13 protein-coding genes are annotated in these 13,312 nt (G+C 46.3%); 10 read left to right on the forward strand and 3 right to left on the reverse strand.

Annotated elements, in window-relative coordinates; translation table 11 throughout:
* Nucleotides 1–58 precede the first annotated feature (58 nt).
* Genes HFN16_RS14310 through ssb form a run of 3 tightly spaced genes read left to right on the forward strand, consistent with a single transcriptional unit; the run spans nucleotide 59 to nucleotide 1,689 of the window.
* Nucleotides 59–709 (forward strand): biotin/lipoyl-containing protein, encoded by a 651-nt coding sequence (locus HFN16_RS14310; protein WP_168891408.1) that lies wholly within the window; start codon nucleotides 59–61, stop codon nucleotides 707–709.
* A gap of 6 nt (nucleotides 710–715) precedes the next feature.
* Nucleotides 716–1,060: a hypothetical protein gene (locus tag HFN16_RS14315; RefSeq protein WP_168891409.1), complete on the forward strand. Its 345-nt coding sequence runs from the start codon at nucleotides 716–718 to the stop codon at nucleotides 1,058–1,060.
* A 44-nt stretch (nucleotides 1,061–1,104) separates the two neighbouring features.
* The gene (gene ssb, locus HFN16_RS14320; RefSeq protein WP_168891410.1) at nucleotides 1,105–1,689 is read left to right on the forward strand and encodes a single-stranded DNA-binding protein; all 585 of its coding nucleotides are present in this window, start codon (nucleotides 1,105–1,107) and stop codon (nucleotides 1,687–1,689) included.
* Nucleotides 1,690–1,850: 161 nt separating this feature from the next.
* Here the strand turns inward: ssb and HFN16_RS14325 are convergent, their stop codons facing one another.
* Complete coding sequence (locus HFN16_RS14325; RefSeq protein WP_168891411.1) at nucleotides 1,851–3,398, reverse strand: sigma 54-interacting transcriptional regulator; 1,548 nt, start codon at nucleotides 3,396–3,398, stop codon at nucleotides 1,851–1,853.
* A 531-nt stretch (nucleotides 3,399–3,929) separates the two neighbouring features.
* On the opposite strand from HFN16_RS14325, the gene HFN16_RS14330 reads away from it, so the two are divergent.
* Together HFN16_RS14330 and HFN16_RS14335 are read left to right on the forward strand one after the other, a co-directional pair.
* The gene (locus tag HFN16_RS14330; RefSeq protein ID WP_168891412.1) at nucleotides 3,930–4,460 is read left to right on the forward strand and encodes a chemotaxis protein CheW; all 531 of its coding nucleotides are present in this window, start codon (nucleotides 3,930–3,932) and stop codon (nucleotides 4,458–4,460) included.
* 24 nt (nucleotides 4,461–4,484) lie between these two features.
* Nucleotides 4,485–6,425, forward strand: coding sequence for a methyl-accepting chemotaxis protein (locus HFN16_RS14335; RefSeq protein WP_168891413.1), 1,941 nt, complete (start codon nucleotides 4,485–4,487; stop codon nucleotides 6,423–6,425).
* A 608-nt stretch (nucleotides 6,426–7,033) separates the two neighbouring features.
* Here HFN16_RS14335 and HFN16_RS14340 read toward each other — a convergent pair.
* Complete coding sequence (locus HFN16_RS14340) at nucleotides 7,034–7,882, reverse strand: DUF169 domain-containing protein (protein ID WP_168891414.1); 849 nt, start codon at nucleotides 7,880–7,882, stop codon at nucleotides 7,034–7,036.
* Between the two features lie 104 nt (nucleotides 7,883–7,986).
* Between HFN16_RS14340 and HFN16_RS14345 the strand changes: the two genes are divergently transcribed.
* Nucleotides 7,987–8,901, forward strand: a complete 915-nt coding sequence (locus tag HFN16_RS14345; protein WP_247648345.1) for a LysR family transcriptional regulator — start codon at nucleotides 7,987–7,989, stop codon at nucleotides 8,899–8,901.
* Nucleotides 8,902–8,917: 16 nt separating this feature from the next.
* Here HFN16_RS14345 and HFN16_RS14350 read toward each other — a convergent pair whose 3' ends face one another.
* Complete coding sequence (locus HFN16_RS14350) at nucleotides 8,918–9,685, reverse strand: AraC family transcriptional regulator (protein WP_247648346.1); 768 nt, start codon at nucleotides 9,683–9,685, stop codon at nucleotides 8,918–8,920.
* A gap of 291 nt (nucleotides 9,686–9,976) precedes the next feature.
* On the opposite strand from HFN16_RS14350, the gene HFN16_RS14355 reads away from it, so the two are divergent.
* The 4 genes from HFN16_RS14355 (at nucleotide 9,977) to HFN16_RS14370 (ending at nucleotide 13,301) form a co-directional block, all read left to right on the forward strand.
* Nucleotides 9,977–11,164, forward strand: a complete 1,188-nt coding sequence (locus tag HFN16_RS14355) for an iron-containing alcohol dehydrogenase (RefSeq protein WP_168891416.1) — start codon at nucleotides 9,977–9,979, stop codon at nucleotides 11,162–11,164.
* A gap of 40 nt (nucleotides 11,165–11,204) precedes the next feature.
* Entirely contained in the window at nucleotides 11,205–12,257 is a 1,053-nt protein-coding gene (locus HFN16_RS14360; protein ID WP_168891417.1) for an alpha/beta hydrolase, read from the forward strand.
* 63 nt (nucleotides 12,258–12,320) lie between these two features.
* Complete coding sequence (locus HFN16_RS18985; protein WP_168891418.1) at nucleotides 12,321–12,920, forward strand: DapH/DapD/GlmU-related protein; 600 nt, start codon at nucleotides 12,321–12,323, stop codon at nucleotides 12,918–12,920.
* A gap of 9 nt (nucleotides 12,921–12,929) precedes the next feature.
* The gene (locus HFN16_RS14370) at nucleotides 12,930–13,301 is read left to right on the forward strand and encodes a cyclophilin-like fold protein (protein ID WP_168891419.1); all 372 of its coding nucleotides are present in this window, start codon (nucleotides 12,930–12,932) and stop codon (nucleotides 13,299–13,301) included.
* Nucleotides 13,302–13,312: the final 11 nt, after the last annotated feature.

Consider the following 13,312-nt stretch of genomic DNA (forward strand, 5'->3'; position numbering starts at 1 on the left):
TTCATTTTGAATCGACACACATTCATCGTCATACGATGATCAATCCAAGGAAATAATCGTGCTAAATATCAAAGAGTTGCTGGACAAAGTTAAGGCGTCTCCCTATCGCGAGATAGTTGTTTGTGCTCCTCATACCGGTGTGGTGGAATTTGCAGGTCTCAAGGTTGGAGATAAGGTTTCTGGCCGTCGTGGGGATTTCATGGAAAAGCCTGGTACTTTGTTGGCTAATCTGACTCGTGAGAAGAATACGAAAACCATCACCGCTCCTGAGAAAGGTGAGATCGAGTCTGTACGAACTGAATTGGAAGGTCAGTTCGTCGAAGCCGGAGAACCTCTGGTCACAATTAAACATTTTTTGACTCGTAAAGAAGTCATCGAACTGATTCTACAGGAAGCACTTTACCTGTTCCGTGCACCTGAGCGTGCAAAATACTATTTTGTACCGGAAGTTGATCAGAAGTTGAAAGTTTCAGGAAAACGTTCTGTTAAAGTATCTGAGGGCATGGAGCTTATGATTGTCTCTCGTATGAAGCGTGAGACCCCTCTGTCCTATTCTGGCCCTGAAGGAATTATTTATTCGGTTTATTTTGGCCGTGGTGACAATGTTGATGAGGGTGAACCTTTGATTGGTATTTGTCCTGAGGATCAACTCACTGTCATTCAGGATGTTGTCGCTCGTATTCAGTCAGAATGGGAAGAAGAGGTCTAGAAAAGAATGGGTAGGCTCTTGCAAATCCGCGTATCGGCTTGGACTTTCAGCGAAGACGAGGTGGAAAAGGCTTGGCCTGCGCTGTGGAAACTCGTATGGGGAGAAGGTGGGGATGCCATCCCTAAGAAGGGTGTGCTGGAATTAGCTCGTGCTGTATTTGATGCAGTTCGGGCAGGTTTGATTTCAGATGAAAAAGCCGCCCTTTTGCGAGAGTTCGCAGATCAAGTCGAGGATTTGCGTATTAAGCTCGAAGCTGCTCTCGCAGATCGTAATCCTCAGGATGCTGATAAATTGTCTTATGATCTTGAGGACTGTCTTGATTCGTTGCAAGACATTGCGGATAAATTTTGATAACTGAATAAATCTAAATTTGAATAAATGTCTAAGGAGTCGATATGGCTGGAAGTTTGAATAAAGTGATCCTGATTGGAAGGCTTGGACGCGATCCTGAGTTATCTTATACTCCTAATGGCCAGGCTCGGGCTAAGTTTTCCATTGCCACAGATGAGGGATACCGAGATCGTCAGACCGGTCAGAGGGTAGAACGTACTGAGTGGCATAATATCGTGGCTTGGCGCCAGACTGCTGAATTCTGTGGAAACTACCTTGGTAAAGGCCGTTTGGTCATGGTTGAGGGTAAGCTGCAGACTCGTAAATGGCAGGATCAGAATACTGGTCAGGATCGTTATATGACTGAGATCGTGGCAGACAATGTCCAGGGGCTCGACCGTGTGCCAGATGGTCAGTTCCAAGGCCAGCAGCAAGGCGGATACCAGCAGCAGAATGGCAGTGGTTACCAGCAGAATAATAACTATCAGCAGGGTGGTGGCCAGCAAGGTGGTGCCCAGCAAGGTGGTTATCAGCAGCAGAACAGCAACATGCAGCAGGGGCAGTCTCAGGGGCAACCGCAACAGCAGGAAGAGGATCTCGGTCCAGCCTTCCCTTCTGAAGCTAGCGGTATGGACGATGTCCCGTTCTGATGATTTGTGTTTTATGATTGTCTAATTATGGAGAGCAGAGAGTTTTGTTCGCCAAGAACTAGTTAGGCTCAATTGCAAATTTTGAGGGTGGTGTTAACCACCCTCTTTTTTTGTAGCAATGAATTGAAGCTCAGTGGAATAATTCGTCTGTGGGGATTGTCCTATATGTTGACTTTTCTACCAAACTCTATTCCTAGCTTTCGCATCCGGCTTCGTAAAGTGTTCGGTTTTATGTCAAGAAGCTCGGCAGCTCCATTTTTCCCTTCAACCCTACCTTCTGCTTTTTTCAATATCTTTGTGATGTAATGTTTCATAACTTGGTCCAAAGTATAGATTGGGGCGGTGTGATTTGGGGCGAGGTGAGTTGGTTCAGGATATGTTTCTCCAAATCTTATGTATTTCTCATTTTTTTGAGAATTGGATCGTATCAGTTCTCTTTCGACAACATTCTCGAGTTCTCGCACATTGCCTGGCCACGAATAGTGCATCATGCTTTCCAAAGCCCCTGGAGCCAACTGAAAAGTCCTGTGCAGATTCAGTGAAGCGTGTTTTTTTTCAATGAAATAAGATATGAGCTCAGGCAAATCGCTGAGCCTCTTTCTGAGCGGAGGGATGTTTATTGGAAATACGTTCAATCGAAAGAACAAGTCTTTTCTGAACGTCCCCTCGTTAACCATAGTTGATAAATCACGATTTGTGGCAGCAATGATACGCGTGTCAACGGGAATTAACTCTGTGCCACCTAGTCGTTCAAATTCTCTGTTTTGCAGAATTCGTAATAATCGGGTTTGAGCCGACATTGGTAGTTCACCAATTTCATCCAAAAAAATAGTCCCACGGTGCGCGCGTTCAAAACGTCCGAGCTTGCGTTTAATTGCCCCTGTAAAAGCCCCCTTTTCATGACCGAATAGCTCACTATCGATAAGAGAGTCGGGGATAGCGCCACAGTTGACTTTAATAAACGGGGTGTCGCGACGTTTGGAGTAAAGGTGAATACAGTTTGCGATCAATTCTTTACCAACGCCAGTTTCACCAAGAAGGAGTGCCGTACTGTCAGTCGGAGCAACCTGCATAAGTTGCTGCATGACTTCCTTGAGGCCAAATTCGGCACCAATGACTTGCACTTCTGATGAGGAATGAATTTCCTCTTTGAGTATTTGATTTTCATCTTCAAGCTGTTTTCGTAAATCTTGAAGCTCTTGATGTCGTATTATGTTTGCAATTGCCAGCGTGAACGGTTCACGAAGCAAGTTGAGCAATTTCAGATCTTCTTCAGTGTATTGGTTTATTCCCTCTACATGCACATTTAAGGAGCCAAGCCGGGTATTATTTAAGATCAACGGTATTCTGATAACGGATGACATTACAGGAAAGAATGTACTGACGATCCTTTTGATTATTCTGGGTAGGTCATTAAAATCATTTACTATACCGGCTTGATCAAGGCGCATTTCTTCAATTGCAAGGCTTCGTTCCTCATTTCCTTGCAAGTAAATATATTTGTCGATGGTGAGATCGGGGTCAGATGCAGCGTAAGCAATGCACCAAACTGCGTTTCTGTCTGCATCATATCTGGCTAGAGTGATGACGGATACTGGCATGTATTTTTGCAAAAAGTTCATGATGTTGGAAAGCGCGGCATCGCCTTCCAAATCTTTGAAAATTGCATTCGTTGCCTTTTGAAAAAAAAGTGCTCCATAGTCTGGCATAGCCTTCCCCTTTTGCATGCTTTCTACGAAATATATCAGTTTTAATCGAATCTGCCAAATAGCTCAGTGGAACTACTTTATTTCGTAGGTTGGTGGAGCTGTCTTCTTTAACCTGCCGTTATAAAAGAGTTTAAGGTTTGGAACGTTCTTCGCTTAAGTCGCATTGCAACAAAGGAGAAACGGTGACCTGGTTTGAACGCATTCACATCCGCACTTTCTCGAACGAAAGCTACTGTCTACTGACTGAACACCTCTCGCAGATATCCTCTTTTGTGACCGAAAAGAACCTCGATGAATTTAAGGTTTTTACATGTCCAGACGTTGCATACGACATAGTCGTTATCCTCGAATGGGGGGGAACTATGCCTCAGAATAAGAGGAGTGTTTTAGGGGAGGAGTTGACTCAAATTCTATCTGTATATGGAAGTTGTAATAGGTCAACTTGGGAAAGTGTTCCTTCTTTAGAAGCAACATCTAATAAACTGTAGGTTCCGTTGAAAGCTAGTAAACGGTGAGTGATTAATATTCAAAATGCATAAGAAAGAATTAGCAAACGAGATGAATCAGTATTTGACCTTTTTATTAGCCAAAGAGGTCTTCGCGTTAGACATCTCTCAAGTACGAGAAGTGCTAGAGTTAAAGGCTATCACATCCATTCCCTGTATGCCTGGTTTCATGCGAGGCGTTATTAACCTCCGTGGAAATGCTGTTCCCGTTATGGACATGAGAAACAAGCTTGGCATGGCTACCGGTGAAAAAACCGTCGATACTTGTATCATCATTGTGGAAATTCCCTGTGTTGAAGGGGGAATCACCATGGGGGTGATGGTGGATTCTGTTCGCGAAGTGTTCGAAATGACTTCTGACTCCATTGAGCCAGCACCCAATATGGGAGCATCATTAAAGGCTGACTATATTCAGGGGATGGGACGTCAGGATGACCAATTTTTAATCATAATTGATATTAGCAAAATTTTCTCTCCAGAAGAGCTTTCTATGGTTGCAGGTAGTCCTAATTCCATGTCGAAAAGAGCTTTAGGTGGAGAGCCTTTTGCAGCGTAAGATAATGAAATTGAGGGGTTATTAATGTCTTTGAAATCTTTTCGTTTGAGAGGGCAATTCTTGTTGCCGGTCTTGTTGGTGATGGTTCTTGGAGTGAGCTCTTTGCAATGGTTTAGCCTGTGGGAATCATCTCAGGTGATGGAGAAGGAAATCATCAGTGCCATTACCCGCGACCAAGAAGCAGCAACACGTTCCATTGATGACTGGGTAAATAATATGGTCGGAAATCTCACCAATTGGAGCAGAGATGAGCGCCTTGTACATGCCATTAAAGGAGATCCCACAGCACTGACGGAAGTGACGGCATTTACCGAACATGTCTTGAAGGATTTTCCATGGTATGAGGCATTAGCTTTGGTGGATATTGACGGCAAAGCAGTTGCTGCCAGTCCTGCAAGTTACAAAGATCTCGATGTTAGTGATCGGGGATACTTTCAGGAGGCAATGAGAGGTGATTTGAGTAAATCTAAGGCCTTAATCAGCCGCGCAACTGGAAATCCCATTTTTGTAGCTTCCATTCCGGTAAAAGACAATTCAGGAGCCATTCATGGTGTGCTTTTTGTGGTGGTCAATATTTCCAATGTTTACGATAAAGTATTGTCACATATAAAAATAGGAGAGCATGGCTATGCATTTATGATTGACTCTTCAGGGCTCGTAGTAGGTCATCCAAATAGTGAGTATGTCTTGAAGATGAATGTTGCTGATACTGACTACGGGCAGGAAATGCTGAGTCGTAAGACAGGGACACACAAATACTATTTTGAGAAACAGGAGCAATGGAAAGTCATGTCCTTTGGGCAGGCGAATAATATTGATTGGATTATCACCGTCAATGCCCCTCTCGGAGAGTTGCTTAGTCGTATGGATATGATTCGTGACGCCGGTATAGTTGGAACACTGTTAACAATATTTGCTGTCGCGGGAGTGATCCTTTTTGTGGTGAGTCGAATCACAAAGCCTATACAGCAGGCAGTGCTTCAGGCGAACCAAATTGCGGAAGGGGCTCTCGATATTAAAGTCGATCAAAAAACCTTAAATAAACAGGATGAGGTCGGTGAATTGGCTCGTGCCTTCGACAAGATGACAATGAACCTTACCGAAACCGTCAGAGCAATCAATATGGCTACTAAAGAAGTGTCATCTGGTAGTGCTGAACTATCCTCCTCCTCTCAGATTGTTTCGCAGGGTGCTACCGAGCAGGCTGCATCTATTGAAGAAGTCACAGCTTCGATGGAGGAGATGGCTGCAAATATAAGCCAGAATGCGCAAAACTCTCAGGAAACTGATGCCTTGGCGACCAAAGCTGCTATTGACGCTAAGGAGTGTGGTGCTGCTGTTGCGAAGACAACGGACTCCATGCGCACTATTGCTGAAAAGATCTCTATCGTTGAAGAGATTGCGAGACAAACTAATTTACTTGCTTTAAATGCAGCAATTGAAGCTGCGAGAGCTGGCGAGCATGGCAAAGGATTTGCCGTGGTCGCAGCCGAAGTTCGCAAGTTGGCAGAACGAAGTGGTGAGGCTGCGGCAGAGATCAGTGGTTTGTCTTCCAATAGCGTTGAAGTCGCAGAGAAAGCTGGCGAGATGCTGTCACTTCTTGTTCCTGATATCGAGAAGACAGCATCACTTGTCCAGGAAATTACTGTGGCAAGCAATGAGCAGAATGCTGGTGCGACGCAGATTAATGGGGCTATTACTCAGTTGGACACTGTTATCCAGCAAAATGCTTCAGCCTCGGAAGAAATGGCTTCCACCAGTGAAGAGTTGGCTCAGCAAGCTATCCGTCTTCAGGAGGTTATGTCATTTTTTGATGTGGCTAGTGTTCGGAATCCTGCACAAGTTCAACAGCGTCAGATCGTAAGGGCGAGCCGTGTTGCGCTACCACAGACCGCAGAAAATATCTCGAATGCAATGAAACAAGATGTGCGTTTTGCCAATGATATGGAGTTTGAACGTTACTAATTTAGGTTAATTAGTAATTCGTGAGCTGGGGGAGTCCCCCCCAGTTCATGGTATCAATCGAATTGTTAGGCCTTATATCTGTCTTTCCCGCTAGGAGAGGAGTTATCTTGGTAGTTAGTAATTACCTTTTAGGCAAAATTACTGTCTTAAAGTCAAAGCTGCAGGCTCAATCGATACATATGAGGCAATGCTAAAGCACGCTCTGTTTATCATAATTCAAGCAAGGAACTCTTAAAAACAAACTAGTTATCCATAAACAAAAGCTGGTTATCAATTTAGATAATCAAGAAATATTGAAAGTGGCAAACAGGTTGGAAGAACTCCAAGTATGGTGTTGCTGTGTTGGCTGGTCCAATGAATACGATTCCTTTGGCGTTCATGGAAACGGCTCTTGCGAATCGTGGTTATAGTTTCAGAGTTTTAACGTCGTCAGATGCCTTTTTGTTGGTTGAGTGCTTAAGAAAGGCAAAAAGGAAAAGGTAGAGACTCTACTTTTGGACATCATTCGTTGAGGCTTCATGCCCTAAAAAATCTCTATTCATATTATTGGGACCTAGGTTTAATACCTCGGTCCCATTAATTTTAATCCTTTGTAATTAAGGCTGAGCTTAATTAGTTTCTTCGCCCCATGCCTTGGCGCTGCGTTGGACTTTCTTACGAACGCTCTTCCAGTCGGTTTCGTGGGTAAACATGGATTCGGGCAAAGCAGCCAACATTTTCTCATATAGATCTAGGGATATAGTGAAGGTTAGTTCATCAGTTTTCATGAATTTTCTGGCAGAAGGATCAAAGCCTCCTATGACTGCCTTTTCCTGACCCTGACCTTTGTAATAGAGGGGCCAGCTTATAATATTTGTACAGCCTGCACCAAAGGGGGAGACGACGCACTCCATGTCGCCGGTTGCAAAGATGGTCTGAGTGAAGAGGCCGCTCAGCACTTCGGGGCGCACAAAGAAGATGACGAATTCCGGCTTTTGGTTGTCAGAAAAGTCAGGGAGTGGTTTGAAGACGCAATACTTACCTGTGGCTTCACGGGGATTCACCTTGAGCATGAACTCACGCATGGAGTCGGGGTTGGGCATGTACCGCTCTCCATGTATGGGAGTATTTTCAAAACCGGTAGATACGTAGTGCTCAATGAACCTGAGATGAGGCTTCATCATCGAACAGTAGTATACGCCACCGGGGCAGCCGTATTCCTCCGCAGAAATATATGCTGCACCTTTCTTTTTCCTTGCTAGCCAAATGTTGCCCATGACGCAGGAGAACGTTTTCATCACTTTCTGCATGTCCAGTTCCTGCCTGTCTTCCAGTTCGCGAGAAATGGGTGTCCCCTTTTGGGGGCCGTAGGCTTTCTCCGGTAATGTGTCTGAATAGTAGACGCCGAAGGGGGCTTCTTTCAGGCCAAGATATTCCAAGAAGTTTGCGGTATCGTCTAAAATGGATTGCATCGTCATTATTATCTCCTTTGAAAGGTCATTTCTTCTCGCACATTGAGAGGGGTGTTGCCTTTAGACTTGCCTTTTCATATCATGGCTATAAGCAGAATAAACTAGGGCAAATGAAAAACTCTTTTCTACTGACGAGCATAATGGTGCATGAATTTTTAAATGACGTTCCACTATTGGTAGAAGTGGCTAAACAGAAGAGCTTTACCAAGGCTGCGGATATATTGGGAATTGGAGTCTCAACACTTTCCAGACGGATCAAGCTGTTAGAAGGGCGAATGGGCGTACTGCTTTTTTATCGGGATACTCGCAATGTCGAATTGACTGACAACGGTGCGTACCTGTTGGATCGTTGTGGGTTTATTCTTGAGGAAACGCAAAAGGCGTATGACTCGGTAGTCATGAATATGCAGAAACCGTCCGGCTTGATTCGTGTTTGCATGTTCCGGGACCTTTATGAACGCCTGCTCAAGGAGGCAATATTGGATTTTGCGGGCATTTGGCCGGATATCCAAATCGAATTGACTTTTGTTGAGCATCCTGTGGATATGCGTACTGATCCATACGACGTGGCCTTTCTACTCGGAGGCTCGGTAGCGCCATCCCTTCTTGCCCGGAAACTGCTCACCATCGAACCTCACCTCTACGCTTCGCCTGCTCTTTTCAAACATTATCCTATCCCCAAAGAGCCGAGCGATTTGCATGATCTGCCATGCATCGTCCTGCAGCGTTTTGGCTGTCGATGGCCCATGCATAACGGTAGCAGGCAGGTTCTTGTCGAGGTGCAGCCTCAGTACAGTTTTAGTTCTGTTGGGCTATGTCTAGATTTTGCATTGGCAGGCCATGGCGTTGCCATGATTCGTGAAGGCGATGCTGAGCCTGACGAAAAGGAGGGCCGCCTAGTACGCCTACTTCCTGAATGGAGCGCAGGCTTTGTCCACGACGTGAGCATGGTGACGGGTTGTAGACAGCTAACCAAAAGAGTCCGGCTGTTTATGGATCATATCCTTGCCTCGGTATCTTCATGATCCATGCGCTCAGATTTTAAGACGATCGTATCTCACGAATGACCTCTGCCGGACTCTGTCCGAAGTGGCGCTTGAATTCTCGGCTGAACTGGGATGGGCTCTCATATCCTACGGCATCTGCTGCGAGGTAAGCCTTCATGTTTTCCTGAATGATGAGATCCTTTGCTCGAGCAAGGCGAATCTTTTTGAGATATTGCAGGGGGGAGTCGGCAGTAATTTCTTTGAACGCCTTATGGAAAGCGGACACGCTCATGTGTGCGGATTCTGCCAACTGCTGCACATCCAGCTTTTCATTGTAGTTACCTTCCATCAGGCTGATCACGCTACCTACTTGGGCAAACGAACTATTGCCTTTGGCAAGAGAGTAGAGCACCTGCGCCTGACTGCCGCATAAAGCGCGATAGTATATTTCCCGAACCAGTCCTGGGGCAAGGATCTTGGCCTCTCGTTCCGATCGAAGTGCCTTGAGCAGTTTAGTCACGGCGTCCTTCATGTCTTCATCCATAGTGGAAGGTCCGATACCAAGCGGGTAGCCCTTGTCTTCCAAATCCGAGAAATCGGCCTGCAGGTCCATTTGACGGATCAGGTCGTTTAGCTGGCCCATATCAATATCAATGTATACGCCCAGTAGTGGTTCGTCTTCATCGGGAAAGGACTCGCTTTCAAAAGGCATGGTTACGGAAACTACCAAATAGTTGTCTGCATCATAATGAAAGGATTGGCCGCCGAGATGTCCGACTTTGGCTCCCGAAGCAACGATGCATAAACCAGGATTGTACAACATCGGCCTCCGACGAACATGCTGTGTTTCCTTAAAAAAACGGACTCCTCTATAGCAGGATTCCACAGCGCTTCCGTCCGGTATTTCGTACTCTTTAAGTAATTTTAGCATATTAGACATTTTGTGCTACCTCCTGTGGGCTGCTTTAATTATCAACACCATTTTCAGTTCTAATTCAATACCAAATAGGTGTGTTTAGAGGAATGGGCAAGTTTTTGAGAGAATTGTGTGTTCAAGTCGGTTTAAGAACTCCTTAAAAAGGTTTCAACGACAATGAAAACAAAGGAGCACATAATGAACTTTGAATTTCAAAACCCGACTCGTATTATTTTTGGAGCCGGAACAATTACTCGCCTTGGAGAAGTGGTCAGTGAATATGGAAGGAAAGCTCTGATCGTTACTGGTGGTGGTAGCGTCAAGCGTAGCGGCGTGTTTGATAATGTTGTCGCAAGTCTGAAAGCGGCAGGAATTGAATATGCTGAATGCTCCGACGTTGAGCCCAATCCGCGTATCACCTCCGTTTCCCGCGGTGCCGATATCGTTCGTGCTGAAGGCTGCGACGTGATCGTTGTTCTGGGGGGAGGCAGTGTCATGGACGCTTCCAAGGTTATTTCCGCTGCCGCACTCTACGATGGCAACCCTTGGGATATGATTCTCCATGGTCAGGAAGAGGTCTACGTCCCGACCGAGGCACTTCCTGTGATCACAGTCCCCACGCTGGCAGCAACCGGTTCCGAAGTGAACTGCGGTGCGGTTATTACTAACGAAGAAACAACGGTTAAATCCTTCATTCAGATTCCGCTGCTGTATCCTAAGGTTGCAGTAATGGATCCCGAATTGACCGTGAGCGTACCTAAGGACCAGACTGCATACGGGGTATGTGATTTGATCACTCACGTTACCGAGTCCTATCTCAATGGTGTTGATAACACCCCTGTTCAAGATCGTTTGGCAGAAGGCGTCATTCATACGGCTATGGAGTGGGGGCCGAAGGCCATTGCCGATGGTAATGACGTGGAAGCACGTGCACAGGTCATGTGGGCCGCTTCCGTTGCTCTCATTGGTTGGGCTCAGGTGGGGACTGATGCTCCCTATCCTGTTCACATGATGGAACACACTGTCTCCGCTTATCACGATATTACCCACGCAGCAGGTCTGTCTATTATCAACCCGGCATGGATGCGTTTTGCAGTCAAGTCCAACACTGCCAAGTACGTCCAGTTTGCTGAACGCCTCTTCGGCCTTCAGGCCAAGTCCGAAGGCGACCTTGATTGTGCGTTGGAAGGCATCAATCGTTTTGAAGAATTTCTGCGTTCAATTGATTGTCCCACCCGTTTCTCTGAACTGGGCATCACCGATGAACTGTTCGAGACCTACGCTAAGGATACCCTGAAGATTGTGAGCGACGGCAAGGGCAACTTGCCCGGACGTCCTTTCCTTAGTGTCGATGACATGATCGAGATTTTTAGGGCTGCTTTGTAGCAGAGTAACAATAACAAAAGTTGTTCTATAGGAGGCCACAATGAAAACCAAAACGTTTGTGACCAAATTGGCAAGAACCGTGCTGGTATTCCTGACTTTGGTGCTGGCTGGTAACCTCGCATACGCGGAGGGTGATATGATCTGGGATAAGACGTTCAAATTGAGCGATAAAGTAATTCACGAAAAGGTTTCGTACCCGAACCGCTACGGAATCACATTGTCTGCAGATATGTATCTGCCCAAGAATATCGATAAGTCCAAGATGTACCCGGCTCTCGTCATCGGTACGCCCTATGGCGGTGTCAAGGAACAGGGCGCAGGTATCTATGCACAGACCATGGCGGAGCGCGGTTTTGTCGCCATCGCCTTTGATGAATCCTATAATGGTGAGAGCGGTGGAGAACCGAGGCATATCTCTTCTCCGGAAATCTTCTCTGAGGATTTTAGCGCGGGAGTTGACTTCTTGGGAACTCGTCCCTTTGTTGATAGGAATCGAATCGGTGCAATCGGTATCTGCGGCAGCAGTGCATTTGCGCTCAAGGCTGCTCAGGTAGACCAGCGGATCAAGGCTGTCGCTACAGCGAGCATGTATGACATGAGCCGAGTAATCCGTAACGGTTGGGAAGATTCCATGACCAACGAGGAACGTACCAAGATGTTGGTGGGACTCGGCGAGCAGCGCTGGATAGATTTTGAAAACGGTACTCCCATGTTGCCCGAAGGTTTCCCGACGGTCGCGACCGACTCTATCCCCGAAGAACTGGACCCCATTATGAGCGAGTTCTGGGAATACTACGCCATGCCTCGCGGCCACCATCCCCGCTCCCATGGTCCGTTCACTGCTACCAGCAACATGGCGTTCGTGAACTTCCCGCTGATGAACTTCATAAAAGATGTTTCGCCTCGTCCGATTCTCTTCATCATGGGTGAGAAGGCTCATTCCCGTTATTTTACCGAAGATGCATATGAGCTTGCAGCAGGTCCCAAGGAACTTGTGATCGTTCCCGGTGCCAGACACATCGATCTGTACGATCGTGTGGATATGATTCCTTTTGACAAGCTGGAAGACTTCTTCACCAAGGCATTGAAGTAGTGTGTTCAGAACGGCCTTGCTTTTTTCAAAGGGTGGGGCCGTCCTGATAGAAAGAGAGAGTAAATGGATCTTAAGCGACTATTGAACCATTTCGACTACGGCCACTCCATGCAGGCAGGTTCAGAGCTTCATGGCGTATTGGTACATTTCAGCAACGAAGCCATGCGAATAACGGCTGAGTTGAATGGTTCATATCATTCGGCGGAAGAAGTTCGGTCGCTCATGGCCGATCTTATCGGCAAGCCTGTGGACGAGACATTCACCTTGTTTCCACCGATCTATTCTGATTTTGGAAAGAACATTCACATTGGCAAAAACGTCTTCATCAACTCCTGCTGTAATTTTCAAGATCAGGGTGGGATTACCATCAAAGACGGTGCTTTCATTGGGCACAAAGTTGTGTTTGCAACCCTTAATCATGGATATTCCCAAGAGACACGCCATTGTATTTATCCTGCACCCATTGTTGTCGGTAAAAGTGCCTGGATTGGCTCAAGTGCCACGATCCTGCCGGGCGTGACGATTGGAGACAACGCTATTGTTGCTGCAGGTGCGGTGGTGACGAAAGATGTAGCTCCGGACACCATTGTTGGTGGGGTTCCTGCGAAATTTATCAAAACAGTCGCAGATGCTGAAAAAGAAAACATGCAACACGAAGAATAAGGAAGAGAGATGCCGGAGAATGGAACCAAAGTAGAATTGATCGTCGGTGAAATAGTGATTCCGGCGACCCTAAACAACAGCAAACCTTCTCAGGCACTGCTGGCAAAGTTGCCCTACACGGTAAAATTGCAACGGTATGAACATGATTACTGCGGTGTCATGAGCGAGCCGTTACCCTATGACGCTGTGGAATTGCATAGTGGCTGGAGGAATGGTGACATAGCCTTTGCCGTCAGCGGGAGCTATTTCGCGATTCTCTACAAAGACGAGGAAATCTCCCAGCAGTTCGACGGTATGGTCACCATGGGGACCTTAGATGGCGATCCTGCCATTATGGATACCCTTGACGCCGGCATCGACGTTCGAATCGAGTCGAAATAACTCTAATCAGT

Origin of the sequence: Pseudodesulfovibrio sp. zrk46 (assembly GCF_012516435.1) — a bacterium.
Classification (GTDB): Bacteria; Desulfobacterota; Desulfovibrionia; order Desulfovibrionales; family Desulfovibrionaceae; genus Pseudodesulfovibrio.